This window comes from Spirillospora sp. CA-142024 (genome assembly GCF_050942325.1).
Taxonomy (GTDB): domain Bacteria; phylum Actinomycetota; class Actinomycetes; order Streptosporangiales; family Streptosporangiaceae; genus Spirillospora.
In genome coordinates, this window is record NZ_CP192077.1 from 4,806,857 (window position 1) to 4,823,515 (window position 16,659).

Here is a 16,659-nt window from a genome sequence, read left to right on the forward strand (position 1 = left end):
TCGTCCCCCCGCAGAGCACACGCATGAGGGGGCTGTGGGCACTGCGCGCCGAGTGGACGAAGCTGCGGACGGTGCCGAGCACCGCCTGGCTCGTGCCGGCGCTGGCCGCGCTGGTCGCGGCGGTCGGCGCCGCGGTGACCGGGTCGGTGGACACCTCGCACTGCCCCACGCCCGCCGGGTGCATGGAGGACACGCCGAAGCTCGCGCTGTCGGGCGTCCAGCTGGGGCAGGTCGCGGCGATCGTCCTCGGGGTCCTCGCGGTCGGCGGCGAGTACGCCACCGGAACGATCGCGGCGACGCTGGCGGCCGTCCCGGGCCGGGTCACGGTGCTGGCCGCCAAGGCCGCCGTGGTCGCGGGCGTCGTGGCCGCCGCCGGGACGGCCGGGGTGCTGGCGGCGCTGGCGGCGGCGCGCGGCATCCTGCCCGGCAACGGGTACACCTCCGCCAACGGCTATCCCCCGCTGACGCTCACGGACGGGCCGACGGCCCGTGCCGCGTCCGGGACCGTCCTGTACCTGGTGCTGGTCGCGCTCCTGGCGCTCGGCGTCGGGACGGTGCTGCGGGAGCAGGCGGTCGCGATCACGGCGGTGCTGGCGCTGCTGTGGATCGTCCCGGTCGTCGCCCGGCTGGCCGCGGATCCGAAATGGGAGGAGCGGCTGGAGAGGGCCGCGCCGATGCCGGCGGGGCTCGCGGTCCAGGCGACCCGGGACCTGGACCGGCTGCCGATCGGCCCGTGGCAGGGCCTCGGCGTGCTCGCCTGCTACGCGGCCGCGGCGCTGCTGGCGGGCGGTGCCGTGTTCGCCCGCCGCGACGCCTGAGCGGTCAGGTGCGGGACGACGTGTCGTCGTCCTCGTGGACGACCTCGCCGCGGACCACCGGTCCCGGCGGGGTCTCGACGCGTTCGGGACCCGGCCCGCGGCCGAACGGGTCGAACCCGGTGCCGCCGAGGCCCGGCGGGAACACCGTCGCGGCGCGCTCCTCGGCCGCCCGGATCCGCCGCGCCGCGAACGCCGACAGGACCCGCCGGACGAGCGGGCGGGTGAACGGCAGCACGACCAGCAGCCCGAGCGCGTCGGTGACGAACCCGGGGAACAGCAGGAGCACGCCGCCGGCCATGACCAGCGCCGCGTCCGCGAGCTCCCGGTCGGGCAGCACCCCGCGCTGGACGGTGTCCTGCAGGGCCCGCCAGGCGCGGCGGCCCTCCCGGCGGACGAGCCACCCGCCGAGGACGGTCTCGGCGATCAGCAGCCCGACCGTGGGCCAGGCGCCGATCACCTCGCCGACCTGGATCAGCACGAAGATCTCCAGGACCGGCACCAGCAGGAACGCCAGGACGATCAGCAGCGGCAGCATGGCTCCATCTTCGGGGTCGTCGAAAAGACTCACCCCGTACAACGCCGGGACGGCCCCGAACGTTTCCCCGGGGAGCGCTCAGCGGGGAGGGCGGCGCTTGCCGACGCGGTCGGACATGCCCCACTGGGTGATGCGCAGCGCCGCCTCGGCCATCACGTCCCGGCTCATCTTGCTGGTGCCGTGCTCGCGTTCGACGAACGTGATCGGCACCTCCACCACGCGCAGCCCCTGCCGCAGGGCCCGCAGCGCCAGGTCGATCTGGAAGCAGTAGCCGCGCGAGTCGACCTCGTCCAGGCCGATCTTGTCCAGGGTCGCGGCGCGGAACGCGCGGTACCCGGCGGTGGCGTCGTGCAGGGGGATGCCGAGCATCAGCCGGGCGTAGGTGTTGGCGCCGCGCGACAGCGCCTCCCGCCGCTTCGGCCAGTTCCGGACCTCGCCGCCGGGGACCCAGCGGGCGCCGATGACCAGGTCGGCGTCCTCCAGCGCCGACAGCAGCCGCGGCAGCTCCTCGGGCTGGTGGGAGCCGTCGGCGTCCATCTCGACCATGACGTCGTAGCCGTGTTCGGCGGCCCAGCGGAACCCGGCGATGTAGGCGGGGCCGAGGCCGTCCTTGCCCTGCCGGTGCAGGACCTTGATCTGCTCGTCCTCCGCGGCCATCGCGTCGGCGACCTCGCCGGTGCCGTCGGGGCTCGCGTCGTCCACGACCAGGACGTCCACCGACGGGGCGGCCTCGCGCACCCGGCCGGCGACGCGCTCGATGTTGTCCCGCTCGTTGTACGTCGGGATGATCACGAGCACCCGGCCGAGGTCGGCTGGGATCTCCATCGGTGTCAATTCCCCTCGTTCTCCGGTGCCGTCTTCCGGGCCGTCCATGCCGCCGCGCAGAGCGCGCCGAGCCCGAGCAGCGCGAGCGTCCACTCGGGCGCCTCCCCCAGCCGGTCCGACAGCGTCCGCGACGTCCGCGCCGGGACGCTCGCGACCTGGATGTCGGGGACGAACTCCCGGGACCGGTCGATCATCCGGCCGTCGGGCGCGACGATCGCGCTGATCCCGCTCGTCGCGGCAACCAAGATCGTACGGCCATGTTCGACCGCCCGCAGCCGCGACATGGCGATCTGCTGGGGCGGCAGGCTGGTCTTGCCGTAGGTGGCGTTGTTGGTCTGCACGACCAGGACGTTCCCGCGCGCGACGTCGCGGACCTCCTTGTCGTAGGCCACTTCGAAGCAGATCACGTCGCCGATGTTCACCGGGCCGAGCCGCATCACGCCGGATCGGGTGCCCTTGGCGAAGTCGCGCGGGATCCGCTGGAACCGGGTGATCAGCTTGGTGAGGACGTCGCGGAACGGCAGGTACTCCCCGAACGGGACCGGGTGCCGCTTGACGTAGTAGTCGCCGGGACCGGTCTGCGGGTCCCAGACGATGCCGCGGTTCTCGACCTTCTCGCCGTCGGGGGTGTCGGTGAGGGCGCCGACGAGGACGGGGACGCCGACGTCCTTCACGGCGCCGTCGATGGCGTTGTAGGCGTCGGGCTCGGCGTAGGGGTCCAGGTCGCTGGCGTTCTCCGGCCACACCACCAGCTGGGGCTTGGCGACCTTGCCGGCGCGGACCTGCGCGGCCAGCTCGTGGGTGGCCTTCACGTGGTTGTCCAGGACGGCCTTGCGCTGGCCGAGGAAGTCCAGGCCGAGGCGCGGCACGTTGCCCTGGACCACCGCGACGGTGACCGGGCGGCCGGACGCGGGGGTGGGGATCAGCGTCCCGCCGCCCACCACGGCGGCGACGGCGGCGAGGCAGGCCGCGGCGGGCACGAGCACGCGCCACGTCCCGGGCGCCGTCCCCGCACCGGTCTCCGGGCCGGAGGCGCGGGCCCGTCGGGCGCGGTAGGCGCGGTGGGCGGCCACGGCTGCGCAGGCGAGCAGGCCGCCCACCAGGGCCGTCAGGAACGTGACCAGGGGCGCGCCGCCGTAGGACGCGTACGGGGTCAGGGGCGTGGCGGTCTGGCTGAACGCCAGCCGCGCCCAGGGGAACCCGCCGAACGGGACGCGGCCGCGGAGCAGTTCCTCACCGACCCACAGCGCGGCCGTCCAGACCGGCCAGCCCGGCAGCCGGGAGACCATCGCGATCCCGGCGCCGAGCGGGAGGAAGTAGGCGGCCTGGACGAGGCTGAGGATGATCCACCCGTCCGGGCCGATCCTGGAGATGCCCTCCAGGACGGGGATGAAGAACGCGGCGCCGGCGGCGAAGGCGAGCCAGGCGGCGGTGCGGGCGGCCTGGCCGCGCAGCGCGAGGGTGAGCAGCGCGACGCCGACCGGGGCGAGCGGGGTGAGGCCGATGGGCGGGAACGCCGGCCACATGAGCAGGCCGGCGGCGACGGCCAGCAGCGTCCGGGGCCAGCCGGCGCGGCCGCCGCCTGCCAGGCCGCGGCGCAGCCGGCTCAACCGTCCCCGCGGCGCCGCGACGACGGCCGGCGCTTCGGCGTCGCCCTTGGCCGGCGACCGGTCCGGGAGGATCTCCTGGGCCACGTCCCACCTCGTTCACTCGGTCCCTTGCCGGAACGCTACCGGCAAGGGACGACCACGGCGACCACGGGCCCGCGCGGATTGAGGGGGACGGTCCATGCGGGGGCGCCGCGGGGGTCCGCGGCGGGCTCCGGACACGGAAGAGGGCCCGCGACATCCGTCGGGCCGGAGTCGTCCCACAGGCGGTGAGAACGAGGCTCCGTTTTCTACTGGATGTCCGGGCCCTTCCCGGGTCCAACCCCCCGCGCGATCGGGCGGCTCCGCCCGGGCACGGCCCCGGCCCACCGCGCTGGCTCGGGCGGGCACGATGCCGATCACTCGCGTGATCCCCGTCCCCGTCGCGGCGCGGTGCCCGGCGGCGCCTCGGGCGGCCGATCGGTGAGTCCCGTGCTGGACTGCAGCAAAACTACCGCCTTCCGCCCCCTTGTCAACCGCCGCATGTTCTGCGGCGACTCCACGTTCTCCCAGTTCAGCACCATGATCAGGGCGTCCGGCGAATTGCCCGCCGGACGCCGCCGATCATGGTTTCGGGGGCTCAGCCGCCGGGCGCGGAGACCACGACGGTCCCGGACGCGGTGACCGCCACGACCGGGTCGGGCAGTACCTCGGCGGCCGACTCGCCCTTGTCGGGGCGGCCCCGGCACACCACGCGGGCCTCGAACTCCATCACGCGGCTGCGGGTGCCGGCGCGGGTCAGGACGGCCGTGGTCTCCAGGACGTCCCCGGCCCGGACGGGCGCGCGGAACTGCACGTCGGAGTAGGAGGCGAACAGGCCCTCGTCGCCGTCGGTGCGGATGCACAGCTCCGTCGCCACGTCCCCGAACAGCCCGAGCACGTACGCGCCGTCGACCAGGTCGCCGGCGTAGTGGGCGTGCGAGTAGGGGATGTAGCGGCGGTGGGTGACGGTCAGCCCCTCGCGCGGATCACTCATCGTCGGTCACTCCGTCGGTCGCTCCGTCGTTCTGGGCGGGCAGCAGGGCGTGGACGAGGTAGCTGGCGACCTCCGCGGGGGTGGTGCCCTTGCCGAAGATGCGGTCGACGCCGAGGTCGGCCTCGGTGACGGTGTCGAACCGGGGGCCGCCGACGACCAGCAGGGGCCGTCCCATGCCCCCGGCGACGGCGGTCGGGTACTCGGCGTGGAACGCGCCGGCCATCTGCTTGGTGTTGTGCAGGTGCGCGTTGCGCTGGGTGACGACCTGCGAGACCAGGACCGCGTCGGCGTTCTCGGCCTTGGCGCGCTCCACCAGCTCCTCCACCGTGACCTGGGCGCCCATGTTCACGACCTGGATCTCGCGGTAGTACTCCAGGCCCTTCTCGCCCGCGAACCCCTTGACGTTGAGGATCGCGTCGATGCCGACGGTGTGGGCGTCGGTGCCGATGCAGGCGCCGACGACGACGAGCCGCCGGTTCAGCGAGCCGCGGATCGCCTGGTTCACCTCCTGCGAGGTCAGCAGCGGGTAGGCGCGCTCCTCCGGCACGGGGATGGACGCGTAGTCGATGAGGTGCCGGACCTTGCCGTACACGATGAAGAAGGTGAAGTGGGGGCCCATCGGCTTGGCGTGGACGACGCTGGCGGGGTCCAGCCCCATCTTCCCGGCGAGCTGCAGAGCGGCGGCGTCGGCCCGTTTGCCCGCGGGGACGGGCAGCGTGAACGACATCTGCACCATGCCGTCGCCGGTGGTGTCGCCGTAGGGCCGGATCACCTGCCGGGTGTCGGCGGGCTCGGCCGGGGACCGGGTTCCGGTTCCGGTTCCGGGGGTCTCGACCGTCATGCGGGCACCTCCTGGTCGGCGGCGTTGCGGGCGGCCGCGTGCGGGTCCTCGTTGTCGAGGATCTCGATCGCGGGGTTGAAGTACCCGTCGGCGCGGGGGACGACCCCGTCCAGGCCCTTGCCTCCGTCGGGCGGGCGGCGGGTGATGCCGAACGTGCCTTCGGCGATGGCGGTGAGGAGCCCGTCGTCGGCGACGCGTCCGAGCAGGTCGACCGACTCCGACAGGACCTGCTTGGCGCGCTGGACGAGCATCCCGTCCGGGCGCGGCATGAAGTCCTCGGCGAGGTTCCCGCAGGCGTCGCGGACGTAGCGGACGTTCTCCAGCGCGAGGTCGCGATCCGACAGCCACGGGGTGTGGATGCCCTCGGTCATCATGCCGATCAGGATGATCGACTGCCCGGTCATGACGCCGGCGAGGTTGAAGAACGCGTCCAGCAGGTACCCGGCGAAGATGTTGCCGGTCATGTGCTTGGTCGGCGGCATGTACTTCAGCGGCGCGCCGGGGAACAGCTCCCGGACGAGCTGGGCGTGCGCGAGCTCCAGCCGGAACGACTCGGGGATCGCCGGGTTGATCTCGAAGGCGTGGCCGAGGCCGAGCTGGGCGTCGGTGAGGCCGGCCTCGTGCCCGAACCGCTCGTTCAGCAGCTGGCTGACGATCACCGTGTGCGCGGCGTCGACCGCGTCGGCGGTGGTGAGGTAGTTGTCCTCGCCGGTGTTGATGACGATGCCGGCGCGGGCGTGGATCTGCCGGGAGAACCGCTGGTCGATGAACGTGCGGCGGGGGTTGATGTCGCGGAAGATGATGCCGTACATGCAGTCGTTCAGCATCATGTCCAGGCGCTCCAGCCCGGCGAGCGTGGCGATCTCCGGCATGCACAGCCCGGACGCGTAGTTCGTCAGCCGCACGTACCGGCCGAGCTCGCGGGAGACGTCGTCGAGCGCGGAGCGCATCAGCCGGAAGTTCTCCCGGGTGGCGTAGGTGCCGGCGTAGCCCTCGCGGGTGGCGCCCTCGGGGACGAAGTCCAGCAGCGACTGCCCCGTGGAGCGGATCACCGCGACGACGTCGGCGCCCTCGCGCGCGGCGGCCTGCGCCTGCGGGATGTCCTCGTAGATGTCGCCGGTCGCCACGATCAGGTACACCAGCGGCCGCGGCGGGTCCGCCATGTCGGGGGTGGGCAGCTCGGCCAGCAGCCGGTCCCGTTCGGCGCGGCGCCGGTCGACGCGCGCCATCCCGCCGCGGGCGGCCTCGCCGGCTGCCTTGCGGGCGTGCTCGGCGTCGGTCCCGGACGGCAGCCGGAACGACACCCGGCCCCGGGCGGCGGCCTGGGCGAGGTCGCCGAGTGAGCCGTGCGGCCCGGTCAGCAGCGCGTCCCAGACCGGGAGGGCGAGCCCGTGCTCCAGGCCGACCTGGTCGCGGACGGTGTCGGCGAGATGGTTGGCCCAGGGGCGCCCCTCATCGTCGGCGCCGGTGAGGCCCGCGAGCCGCAGCAGCGCCCGCTCGACCGAGACGGTCGTGTGGGAGCGCGCCATCGCGATGATCGGTTCCGCGGCCCGGGCGGCGAGCCGCCGGGCGGTGCGCACCACCTCCGGATCGAGGTCCAGCTTTCCCTGCGGCGCCATCGGCGTCTCCCCTCACGCAGCCGCCCCTCTCAGGCCGGTCCGAACAATCATCCTTCATACCGAGTTCTCTACGGGAGATCTTCCGGTATCAACACGGTATTTCACAAGAACTACCGGCAGATCATCGCGACCTTCCCGCCTGCGGCACACCCATCCTCCCTTCCGTGGCGGACATCTCACCTTCAGGTGACGGCCATCGGCGAACTTGCCGGTAGCCACGTTCCGTGAAGATACGCTCACCCGAAGTCATCGCGGATCTCTTGACCGGGAGGGGCATGATCGTTTACATCGTGGCCGCGGCCTGCGCGGCCGGAGTGGTGCTGGTGGCGAGCCGGCTGGTGCGGAAGGCGCGCGCGGGGGTGGAGGACCCCGATCCGGACGGGCCCACCGCCGCCCACACCGGGGCGATGCTCTCGGCGCTGTTCCTGCTGGCGTTCGCCATCGCCATCGTCGTGCCGTGGACGTCGGCGGACGCCGCCCGCTCCAACACCTACGCCGAGAGCCAGGCGGTCGCCGAGGCGTACTGGGCCGCCCAGCGCCTGGACGCCCCCGACGCCCGGCGCGTCCAGCAGGGCCTGATCTCCTACGTCGACCTCGTCCGCGGCCCCGAGTGGCGGGCCATGCGGCACGGGCGGCTCACCGCCCGCGGCTGGGCCGACCTGGACCGGCTGCGCCGCGACGTCATCGCGATCAAGGCCGGCACCGACGAGCTCAAGGACGCCCGCAACGCCGTCCTCGACCACATCGGCGAGATCTCCGCGGCCCGGCGGCAGCGCGCCATGGACGCCCGGGTGACGCCTCCGCCCGGCCTGATCGCCACCACCGCCCTCACCGGGATCGTGGTCGTGCTGCTGCCTTTCCTGACCGGCGCCCGCCCGCGCGGGGCGACGCTGGTGCCGCTGACGCTGATGGCGGCGCTGCTCGCGGCCGGGATCTACCTGACCGTCGACATCTCGCACGTGTTCGCCGGCGCCCTCGCCGTCGGCCCGGACGCGTTCACCGGCCTGCACGCCGACCTCCGGCGCGTCGCGGGAGGCGGCTGATGCGCCCCCGGCACGTGAGACGGCGCCGCCTCGTTCCCCGCATCGCGGTGCTGCCCGCGGCGGCCGCGGCCACCCTGGCGTTCCCGGCCTGCGCGCTCGCCGGCCCCGACCCGACGCCCCTGATCCAGGTGTGCATCGACGTCCACATCGGCGTCGACGCCCCGCCCGGCTGCGAACCACCGCCGGACACCCCGCCGCCGCCGTCGCCCGTGCCGCCGCCGCATGCGGAGGAACCCCCGCCGGAGACGCCCGACCTCCCGGAGAAACCGGCCGAGCCGCCACGGCCCGAGGCGGAGGTCCCGGCCGCACCGAGCCCGCGGCCCGCGGCGATCGCGCGGCGGGCGCCCAGCCCGCCGCCGCGGACGCGGCCCGAGCCCACACCTCCCGCCGAGCGCCCGCCCCCGGCGAAGTCCTCCCCCGCGCCGGCGCACGAGGCGCCGCGCGCGGTGAAGGCGCCGCCCCGGCGCCGCGACCCGCTGAGCACCCCGCTGGTGCTGGTGGTCGTCGCGGTCGTCGTCAGCGCCGGCACCGCCATCGCCTTCGCACGCTGAGCGGCACGTCAGGGCAGCCGGCCGACCCCGCCGAACACCAGGAACCGCTCGGGATCGTCGACGGTCTCCCCCTCGTCCGGACGCCACAGCGGCACGTACACCAGGCCGGGGTCGAGCATGTCCCAGCCGTCGAAGAACCGCAGGATCTCGGTGTGCGACCGGGACACCGCAGGGGACGTGGCGCGGTCGTACAGCTTGCCGATCGCCGCGGTCTTGCCCGGCTGCGCCTCATGGGTGAGATGGGAGACCACCAGGGCGCTGCCGGGCGCGGCCGCGTCGCGCAGCGCCGCGACGATGCCGGCCGGGTCCTCCTCGTGCTTGATCAGGTGCAGTGCCGCGACGAGCAGGAACGCCACCGGCTCGGCGGGGTCGATCAGCCCTTTCAGGCCGGGGTCGGCGAGAATGCTCCCGGGGTCGCGCATGTCGGCCTGGATCACCGTGGCGCGGTCGTTGCCCGCCAGGATGCTGCGGCTGTGCGCGACCGCGACGTCGTCGTTGTCGACGTACACCACGCGCGCGGCCGGATTCACGCTCTGCGCGACCTCGTGCACGTTGCCCTGCGTCGGGATGCCCGACCCGATGTCGACGAACTGGCCGATGCCTGCCTCCGCGAGCGTGCGGACCGCCCGGCGCAGGAACGCCCGGTTCGCCTGCGCCAGTTCCCGAGCCTGCGGCTCGACCCGCAGCAGCCCCGTCGCCAGATCGCGGTCGGACGCGAAATTGTGGGCTCCGCCGAGCAGAAAGTCATACACCCGTGCGACGCTAGGCCTCTGACTGTCGACTTCGGGTGGGATCCACTCGGAGTCCATGCATCGTCTCCCTTTTTCAACCGAAGGGTGCCGTCCGCGCGGACCTCAGCGTAACGCGCGCCACCGCGGGCGGCCCGCGCATACGGGACAGTGAGGACCGATGTCCGAACCCCCCGCAGGGCCGGGACCTGTGACCGTCCTGCTCACCCCGGACGGCCTGGTCACCGGGTGGAGCGAGGGCGCGGCGCGGCTGTTCGGCCGCGACGCCGCCGCGGCGGCAGGGGCCGTGCTGCCCGACCTGCTCGGCCGGCCCGCCGCGGCCGAGCCGCTGCTGGTGGCGCTGAAGCTGGCCGGGTCCGGCCGCGCCTGGTGCGGGGTGCTGCCGCTGTCGGGGGACGGCCTGTCGGTCACCTGCGAGCCGATGACGGGCCCGGACGGCCGCGTCCAGGTGCTGCTGACCGTCTCCCCGCCCTGGACGGGCGGGCTGCAGCTGCTGAACGAGGCCGGCCGCCGCATCGGCTCCACCCTCGACCTGCACCGGACCGCACGGGAGATCGTCGCCGTCACGGTGCCCCGGTTCGCCGACGCGGGCGCGATCTACGTGCTGGAGCGGCTGCTCGCCGACGACGACCAGCCCGCCGCCGAGGCCGACGGCTCGGCGGTCGTGCGGCGCCTCGCGGTCGAGTTCGCCGAGGACGACCCGAAGGGCTGGGCCCGCGAGTTCCCCGTCAACGAGGTCATCGTCTACCCGCCGTCCACCCCCTACGCCCGCTGCCTCCGCACCGGCCACATGGTCGAGTTCGGCGGCGACGCCGTCCAGGACACCCTCGCGCACCGCACCGGCCGCCTCATCGACGGCCTCCTGGAGCACGTCTCGCTGCTGGCGGTGCCGCTGGTCGCGCGCGGCCGGGCGCTCGGGTTCGCGGTGTTCAGCCGCAAGCGCGGCCGGCTGCCGTTCGGCGCCGCCGACGCAGCGCTGGCCTCCGAGCTGGCCGGCCGCGCCGCGACATGCGTCGACAACGCCTTCCAGTACCGGCGCGAGCACCGCACCGCGACGGCGCTGAAGGCCGGGCTCCTGCCCGCCGATGTCGCCGCGCCGCCGGGGCTGGAGATCGCGCACCGCTACCTGCCGGCCCGCAGCGGCGTCGGCGGCGACTGGTACGACGTGGTCCCGCTCCCCGACGACAAGATCGCGGTGGTGATCGGCGACTCGGTCGGGCACGGCGTCACCGCCGCCGCCGCGATGGGGCAGCTCCGGGTCGCCGCGCACACCCTGGTCAGCTGCGAGTTCCCGCCGGGCGAGGTGCTGCGGCGGCTCGACGCGATCGCGCAGGACCTGGACGCCGCCCAGTTCGCCACCTGCCTGTGCCTGGTCTGCGACCCGCGGACGCTGCGCTGCGAGGTGGCGAGCGCCGGACACCCCCCGCCGCTGCTCGCCCTTCCCGGCGGGACGGCGCGGCACTTCGCCGTCCCCGACGGGCTGCCGCTCGGGGTGTCCGACGCCGCGCATCCCGCCGAGTACGCCCAGGTGCCGGCGGCGATCCCGGCGGGCGCCACCCTCGCCCTCTACACCGACGGCCTGGTGGAGAGCCGCATGCGCAACCTGGACGAGGGCATCGCCCGCCTCGCGTCGGCCCTGGTCGCCTCGCAGGACGGCACGCTGGAGGACACCGCCGACGGCGTCCTCACCCTCCTCGCCGACCAGCAGGGCCACGACGACATAGCCCTGCTCCTGGTCCGCCCGTCCGGCCCGTGACCGGCGGCGGGGCCGCTACAGGCCCGGGATCTCGTGGTTGCGGAACGCGTCCACGAAGTACTCGTGGTCGTCCCGGACGATCTCGGCGTACTCGGTGCCGAACGCGACCATCGCCTCGACGAACGCGGACTCGTCCGGGCCGATCGCCGCGTTGATGGCGTCCTCGACCTGGAACCCGACCAGGGTGTGGTCGGAGTCGGTGTCGGACACGCAGTGCACCTTGGCGGTGGCGCGGCCCAGGTCGTCCAGCACCGACAGCATGTCCTCGGGCTCGGTGAGGCCGCCCCAGTCCAGGTCCTCCTCGTAGGGCGACAGCTCCTGGACGACGTAGCCGACGCCGTCGATCTGGGTGTGTCCGAGCCACGGGTCGCTGTTGGCCTGCAGCGCCCGCCGCGACACCGCGGTGCGGTGCCCGTGGTGCTGGAAGTACTCGCGGATGCGCGGATCGTCGACGACACGGCTGGCCGCGGCGACGTTGCCCTGCTTCATCGACAGGATGACGTCGTTCTCCAGAGCCTGGGTGTTGCCCTCCACCAGGATGTTGTAGGCCGACAAACCGGCCGACCCGATCCCGAAACCGGACGCGCCGACGATGTCCTTGACCTCGTAGGTGAGGCTGCCGAACCGCTTCTCCGACGGGATGGTCGTCAGGTACTCCTGGTAGGCGGCCTCGACCTTGGCGCGCTCGGCCTCGTCCAGGCGGCGGACGCCGGGCCGGTCGCGGAACCGGCGGTCCGGCCCGTCCACGACCGTCATGCCCTGCAGCAGCGCGATCCGGGTGCCGCCCATCGCGGCCACCAGCACGTCCCGGACGTAGCCGTCGGTGGTGGCGAGCGTCAGCGCGAACTTCTCGTCGCCCTCGTGCGCGGCGAAGTGCCGGACCTGGTCGACGTAGCCGCGCACGTAGGTCTCGATGAGCCGGCGGATGTCGGCGTCGGAGATCGCCTTCTGCCAGGCCAGCAGCGCCAGGCTCGCGACGAGCCGCTTGACGTCCCAGGTGAAGTGGCCGACGTACGCCTCGTCGTAGTCGTTGACGTCGAAGACGAACACGCCGTCGTCGTTCATGTAGGTGCCGAAGTTCTGCGCGTGCAGGTCCCCCTGGATCCACACGCGGGACGTGCGCTCGTCGGCCCACGGGTCGTCGTCGTGCACGATGTCGGCGTAGAACAGGCAGGCACTGCCCCGGTAGAACGCGAACGGGTCGGAGGCCATCTTGCGGAAGCGGCGGCGGAACTCGGCGGGGCTGCGCTCCACCAGGTCCGAGAACGCGTCGACCAGGACGTCGACGATCTGCGCCCGGCGCTCCTTCGGGTCCCGCCCGCGCAGCTCCTCGGTGATGCTCGCCATGCTCTCTCCCTCGATGATCGGGTGACCCCGCCGCCGCCCGCCCGCCGCGGCCGTGGGGCGTTCCCGGTCATTCTGCCGAATCCGCACCCGTCCGGGAGGTGAACAGCGCGCGCACGGCGGGTTCCGACCGGACCAGTTCCAGCGCCGTCTCGGCGTGCCCGGGGACGTAGCCGTTCCCGATGAGCATCGTGACGTCGGCGGCCAGCCCCTCGGCGCCGAGCGCGGCCGCCGGGAACGAGGTCGCCATCGAGAAGAACACGACGGTGCCGCCCGGTGCGGTGGCCAGGATCGCGCCGTGCTCGCAGCCCGGCACGTCCACGCACACCACGGTGACGTCGGCGGGCTCCCCGACGACCGCCGCCACGGCCACGGGGTCGCGGGCGTCGGCGCGGACGACGGCGTCGGCGAGACCGGTGGCGGCCAGCCGCTCCTCCTCCTCGGCCGTGGGCACCAGCCCGATCACGCGCGAGGCGCCGGCGCGGCGGGCGGCGGCGAGCGCCAGGCATCCGCTCTTGCCGGCGGCGCCCAGCACCAGGACCGAGGGAGCTCCCTTCTGCGCCGCGACGACGCGGTGGGTCAGGGCGGGCGCGCCGCACACGTCCATGACCGCGAGGGCCAGCGGCACCGGCAGGTCGCCGGGCAGCACGGCGGCGATGGAGCGGGCGAACAGGATCGCGTGCCCGCGCGCGGGCACCTGCTCCGACCGTCCGTCCCATCCGGCCAGGCCGTCGGTGATCGCCAGCGGGGTGAGGGTGAGGGACACCAGGGTGGCGACGCGGTCGCCGGGCGCCAGGCCGAGCGGCGACTCCGGCCCGGCCTCGTCCACGACGCCGACGAGCATGCCGCCCGAGCCGGTGACCGGGTTGTGCATCTTGCCGCGCTCGCCGATGATCCGCAGCACCTCGGCGCGGATCGCGTCCGGGTCGCCGCCGTGCGCGGTGTGCAGCTGCCGGTAGGACGCGGCGTCCAGGTTGAGGCGCTCGACGGAGATCCGCACCTCGTCGGGCCGGATCCGCGGGTCGGGGTCCAGCCGGTGCGCGGCCTGCGGCAGCACTCCCGCGGGTTCCAGTACCCGGTGCAGCCCCACCGCCGTCCCGGTCCCGCCTTCGGTCATCGCCGTCCCGCCTCTCTCCCGATTTCCCCTGATGTGGCGCAAGATATCCAGAACACCACTGGTTTCATCGAAAGTCTTCCCGTAATGTCGGCGGTACACAAGACTTTTATGCGATCAATGTGAGGCGAGGAGGCGGTCGAGAATGACCACTGCCCTGCACCCGGACGCCGTACCGTCCGACGAGGCCGCACGCCAGCCGTACGTCTACCGGCGGCGGCCCCTGGAGGAGCCCGACTGGCGGCGACTGCCCGGGTGGCGGGACGTCACGCAGGCCGAATGGGAGTCGGCGCAGTGGCAGCGCGCCCACTGCGTGAAGAACCTGCGGCAGCTCCGCAAGGTCATGGGGGACCTGCTCGACGAGTCGTTCTACGCCGACCTGGAGCGCGACCAGGCCGAGCGCGCCACGATGTCGATGCTCGTGCCGCCGCAGATGCTCAACACGATGGACACCTCGTCCACCGCGGCCTTCTACGCCGACCCGGTGCGCCGCTACATGCTCCCGGTGCTCAGCGACCGGCGCACCGACTGGCCGTCCCACCCGCACGCCTCCCGCGACTCGCTGCACGAGGCCGAGATGTGGGCCGTCGAGGGCCTCACCCACCGCTACCCCACCAAGGTGCTGGCCGAGCTCCTGCCGACCTGCCCGCAGTACTGCGGGCACTGCACCCGCATGGACCTGGTCGGCAACTCCACGCCGAACGTCGACAAGCACAAGTTCACCATCAAGCCGCCGGACCGGCTCGGCGCCATGCTCGACTACCTGCGCCGCACCCCGGGCGTCCGCGACGTGGTCGTCTCCGGCGGCGACGTCGCCAACATGCCGTGGCCGCGGCTGGAGTCGTTCGTCGACTCACTGCTGGACATCGACAACATCCGCGACATCCGCCTCGCGACCAAGGCGCTCATGGGGATGCCGCAGCACTGGCTGCAGGACGACGTCCGCGCCGGCATGGAACGCCTCGCCACGAAGGCGCAGGAGCGCGGCGCGCAGATCGCGATCCACACCCACGTCAACGCCGCCCAGTCGCTGACGCCGCTGGTCGCCAAGGCCGCCCGCGCGATGCTCGACACGGGCATCCGCGACGTCCGCAACCAGGGCGTCCTGCTGCGCGGCGTCAACGACACGCCGGAAGCGCTGCTCGACCTGTCGTTCGCGCTGCTCGACGAGGCCGGGATCATGCCGTACTACCTGTACATGTGCGACATGATCCCCAACAGCGAGCACTGGCGGCTCGCCGTCTGGGAGGCGCAGGAGCTGCAGCACGCCATCATGGGCTACCTGCCCGGCTTCGCCACGCCGCGGATCGTCTGCGACGTCCCCTACGTCGGCAAGCGGTGGGTGCACCAGCTCGCCGGCTACGACCGCGAGCGCGGCATCTCCTACTGGACGAAGAACTACCGCACCGGCCTGGAACTGTCCGACCCGGACGCGCTGACCAGGCGGTACGAGTACCACGACCCGATCTACACGCTGCCGGAGGAGGGCCGGGAGTGGTGGCGGGCGCGGTCGGAGGCCGCCTGAGCGTCCCGCCCCGGCGCCTTTACGTTGTAGATCAGAAACATGGCGTAGATCGGGAGCACGGCGGAATATGCTCGGACGGGTGACCTCCGACCTCATCGCCCGGTTCCCGGTCGGCGCCTCGGTGACCGCCGCCGACCTGGAGGACGACCCGCATCCGCACCTGGCGCGGCTCCGGGAGCGCGAGCCCGTCTCGTGGCTGCCCGCGCTGGGCGGCTGGCTGGTGACCTCCCGCGACCTGGCCCTGCGGGTCATGCGCGACCCGGCGGCGTTCACCGTGGACGATCCGCGCTTCTCCACCGCCCGGGTCGTCGGGCCGAGCATGCTGTCGCTGGACGGCCCCGTCCACACGCGGCACCGCGACGCGTTCGCCCGGCCGTTCCGCCCGGCGCGGACCCGGGAGCGGTTCACCGCGTTCGTCGAGGCCGAGGTCGACCGGCTCGTCGGCGGGCTCGCGCCGGCGGGCCGCGCCGAGCTGCGCGGCGAGCTGGCCGGGCCGCTCGCCGTCGCGGTCGTCGCCGAGACCCTCGGGCTGTACGGCGTGGACGCCTCGACCGTCCGGTCCTGGTACGGCGCGTTCGTCGAGGCGGTGTCGGCCATCACCGCGGGCGGCGAGGCTCCGGAACGCGCCGGCGAGGCGCACCGGCTGCTGCGCGCGGCGGTCGAGGAGGCGATCGGCGCGTCCCGGCCCGGGTCGCAGCTCGCCGAGGCGGCGCGCGGCGGCCTGACCACCGCCGAGGTCGTCGCGAACGCGGCGATCCTCATGTTCGGCGGCATCGACACCACCGAGGGCATGATCGCCAACGCGGTGCGGCACCTGCTCGGGCATCCCGGCGAGCTCCGGCTCGTGCTGGACGACCGGGACCTGCTGCCCGCCGCGATCGAGGAGTCGCTGCGGCTGGAGCCCTCGGCGTCGGTCGTCGACCGGTACGCCACCCGCGACACCGACCTCGGCGGGACGCCCGTCCCGGCCGGCGACCTCGTGCGCGTGTCGATCGCCGGCGCCAACCGCGACCCGGCGGTCTTCCCCGACCCGGACCGGTTCGACCCGCGGCGCGCCAACGTGGCCGAGCACCTGGCGTTCGCGCACGGCCCGCACTTCTGCTTCGGCGCCCACCTGGCCCGGCTGGAGGCCCGCACCGCGCTCGCCGCGCTGCTGGAGCGGCTGCCCGGGCTGCGGCTAGACCCGTCCCGTCCCGCCTGCCCGCGCGGCCTGGTGTTCCGCAGGCCCCCGGAGCTGCACGTCCGCTGGGACGCCTGACGGCCGGTCCGGCACGCCCCGGTCGGCCCCTCGGGCCCCGCCGCTGTGGGACCATGCAC

15 protein-coding genes are annotated in these 16,659 nt (G+C 73.8%); 6 read left to right on the top strand and 9 right to left on the bottom strand.

The genetic code is table 11. The features are described from left to right. The first annotated feature begins 23 nt into the window (after positions 1-23). Positions 24-818, top strand: coding sequence for an ABC transporter permease subunit (locus tag ACQPZP_RS23235; protein WP_433471837.1), 795 nt, complete (start codon positions 24-26; stop codon positions 816-818). A 4-nt stretch (positions 819-822) separates the two neighbouring features. On the opposite strand, the gene ACQPZP_RS23240 is transcribed toward ACQPZP_RS23235, so the two are convergent. From ACQPZP_RS23240 to ACQPZP_RS23265, 6 genes are all read right to left on the bottom strand, one after another. Beyond that, entirely contained in the window at positions 823-1,353 is a 531-nt protein-coding gene (locus ACQPZP_RS23240) for an FxsA family protein (RefSeq protein ID WP_433471838.1), read from the bottom strand. Positions 1,354-1,431: 78 nt separating this feature from the next. Then, positions 1,432-2,178 (bottom strand): polyprenol monophosphomannose synthase, encoded by a 747-nt coding sequence (locus ACQPZP_RS23245; RefSeq protein WP_433461374.1) that lies wholly within the window; start codon positions 2,176-2,178, stop codon positions 1,432-1,434. A 5-nt stretch (positions 2,179-2,183) separates the two neighbouring features. Beyond that, positions 2,184-3,872, bottom strand: coding sequence for an apolipoprotein N-acyltransferase (gene lnt, locus ACQPZP_RS23250; protein ID WP_433471839.1), 1,689 nt, complete (start codon positions 3,870-3,872; stop codon positions 2,184-2,186). A 532-nt stretch (positions 3,873-4,404) separates the two neighbouring features. Beyond that, on the bottom strand, positions 4,405-4,800 hold the full coding sequence (locus ACQPZP_RS23255; protein ID WP_433471840.1) for a hotdog domain-containing protein: 396 nt from the start codon (positions 4,798-4,800) through the stop codon (positions 4,405-4,407). Further along, complete coding sequence (locus ACQPZP_RS23260) at positions 4,793-5,641, bottom strand: OAM dimerization domain-containing protein (RefSeq protein ID WP_433471841.1); 849 nt, start codon at positions 5,639-5,641, stop codon at positions 4,793-4,795. Before ACQPZP_RS23260 ends, ACQPZP_RS23255 begins: the two co-directional genes overlap by 8 nt. Next, a complete protein-coding gene (locus ACQPZP_RS23265; RefSeq protein ID WP_433471842.1) occupies positions 5,638-7,260 on the bottom strand; it encodes a lysine 5,6-aminomutase subunit alpha in 1,623 nt (540 codons plus the stop codon). Before ACQPZP_RS23265 ends, ACQPZP_RS23260 begins: the two co-directional genes overlap by 4 nt. A 275-nt stretch (positions 7,261-7,535) precedes the next feature. Between ACQPZP_RS23265 and ACQPZP_RS23270 the strand changes: the two genes are divergently transcribed. Next, on the top strand, positions 7,536-8,303 hold the full coding sequence (locus ACQPZP_RS23270; RefSeq protein ID WP_433471843.1) for a hypothetical protein: 768 nt from the start codon (positions 7,536-7,538) through the stop codon (positions 8,301-8,303). Then, complete coding sequence (locus ACQPZP_RS23275; RefSeq protein ID WP_433471844.1) at positions 8,303-8,854, top strand: hypothetical protein; 552 nt, start codon at positions 8,303-8,305, stop codon at positions 8,852-8,854. The genes ACQPZP_RS23270 and ACQPZP_RS23275 overlap by 1 nt, the downstream gene beginning before the upstream one ends. 8 nt (positions 8,855-8,862) lie before the next feature. Here ACQPZP_RS23275 and ACQPZP_RS23280 read toward each other — a convergent pair whose 3' ends face one another. Beyond that, positions 8,863-9,663 (bottom strand): SAM-dependent methyltransferase, encoded by an 801-nt coding sequence (locus ACQPZP_RS23280; RefSeq protein ID WP_433471845.1) that lies wholly within the window; start codon positions 9,661-9,663, stop codon positions 8,863-8,865. A gap of 100 nt (positions 9,664-9,763) precedes the next feature. On the opposite strand from ACQPZP_RS23280, the gene ACQPZP_RS23285 reads away from it, so the two are divergent. Continuing rightward, positions 9,764-11,359, top strand: coding sequence for a PP2C family protein-serine/threonine phosphatase (locus ACQPZP_RS23285; RefSeq protein WP_433471846.1), 1,596 nt, complete (start codon positions 9,764-9,766; stop codon positions 11,357-11,359). Between the two features lie 15 nt (positions 11,360-11,374). On the opposite strand, the gene ACQPZP_RS23290 is transcribed toward ACQPZP_RS23285, so the two are convergent. Together ACQPZP_RS23290 and ACQPZP_RS23295 are read right to left on the bottom strand one after the other, a co-directional pair. Beyond that, positions 11,375-12,706 (bottom strand): DUF2252 domain-containing protein, encoded by a 1,332-nt coding sequence (locus ACQPZP_RS23290; protein WP_433461383.1) that lies wholly within the window; start codon positions 12,704-12,706, stop codon positions 11,375-11,377. 67 nt (positions 12,707-12,773) lie between these two features. Beyond that, complete coding sequence (locus ACQPZP_RS23295) at positions 12,774-13,820, bottom strand: zinc-binding dehydrogenase (RefSeq protein ID WP_433471847.1); 1,047 nt, start codon at positions 13,818-13,820, stop codon at positions 12,774-12,776. A 142-nt stretch (positions 13,821-13,962) separates the two neighbouring features. Here ACQPZP_RS23295 and ACQPZP_RS23300 point away from each other — a divergent pair, with 142 nt between their 5' ends. Both ACQPZP_RS23300 and ACQPZP_RS23305 read left to right on the top strand, forming a co-directional pair. Next, positions 13,963-15,342, top strand: a complete 1,380-nt coding sequence (locus tag ACQPZP_RS23300) for a KamA family radical SAM protein (protein ID WP_433471848.1) — start codon at positions 13,963-13,965, stop codon at positions 15,340-15,342. A 79-nt stretch (positions 15,343-15,421) separates the two neighbouring features. Further along, a complete protein-coding gene (locus ACQPZP_RS23305) occupies positions 15,422-16,600 on the top strand; it encodes a cytochrome P450 (protein ID WP_433471849.1) in 1,179 nt (392 codons plus the stop codon). The last annotated feature ends 59 nt before the right edge of the window (positions 16,601-16,659 follow it).

Coding starts and splice junctions, on each gene's coding strand:
- ACQPZP_RS23240 (WP_433471838.1), bottom strand. CDS start 1,353: ATGCTGCCGCTGCTGATCGTCCTGGCGTTCCTGCTGGTGCCGGTCCTG.
- ACQPZP_RS23280 (WP_433471845.1), bottom strand. CDS start 9,663: ATGGACTCCGAGTGGATCCCACCCGAAGTCGACAGTCAGAGGCCTAGC.
- ACQPZP_RS23295 (WP_433471847.1), bottom strand. CDS start 13,820: ATGACCGAAGGCGGGACCGGGACGGCGGTGGGGCTGCACCGGGTACTG.
- ACQPZP_RS23235 (WP_433471837.1), top strand. CDS start 24: ATGAGGGGGCTGTGGGCACTGCGCGCCGAGTGGACGAAGCTGCGGACG.
- ACQPZP_RS23275 (WP_433471844.1), top strand. CDS start 8,303: ATGCGCCCCCGGCACGTGAGACGGCGCCGCCTCGTTCCCCGCATCGCG.
- ACQPZP_RS23270 (WP_433471843.1), top strand. CDS start 7,536: ATGATCGTTTACATCGTGGCCGCGGCCTGCGCGGCCGGAGTGGTGCTG.
- ACQPZP_RS23245 (WP_433461374.1), bottom strand. CDS start 2,178: ATGGAGATCCCAGCCGACCTCGGCCGGGTGCTCGTGATCATCCCGACG.
- ACQPZP_RS23265 (WP_433471842.1), bottom strand. CDS start 7,260: ATGGCGCCGCAGGGAAAGCTGGACCTCGATCCGGAGGTGGTGCGCACC.
- ACQPZP_RS23260 (WP_433471841.1), bottom strand. CDS start 5,641: ATGACGGTCGAGACCCCCGGAACCGGAACCGGAACCCGGTCCCCGGCC.
- ACQPZP_RS23290 (WP_433461383.1), bottom strand. CDS start 12,706: ATGGCGAGCATCACCGAGGAGCTGCGCGGGCGGGACCCGAAGGAGCGC.
- ACQPZP_RS23255 (WP_433471840.1), bottom strand. CDS start 4,800: ATGAGTGATCCGCGCGAGGGGCTGACCGTCACCCACCGCCGCTACATC.
- ACQPZP_RS23300 (WP_433471848.1), top strand. CDS start 13,963: ATGACCACTGCCCTGCACCCGGACGCCGTACCGTCCGACGAGGCCGCA.
- ACQPZP_RS23285 (WP_433471846.1), top strand. CDS start 9,764: ATGTCCGAACCCCCCGCAGGGCCGGGACCTGTGACCGTCCTGCTCACC.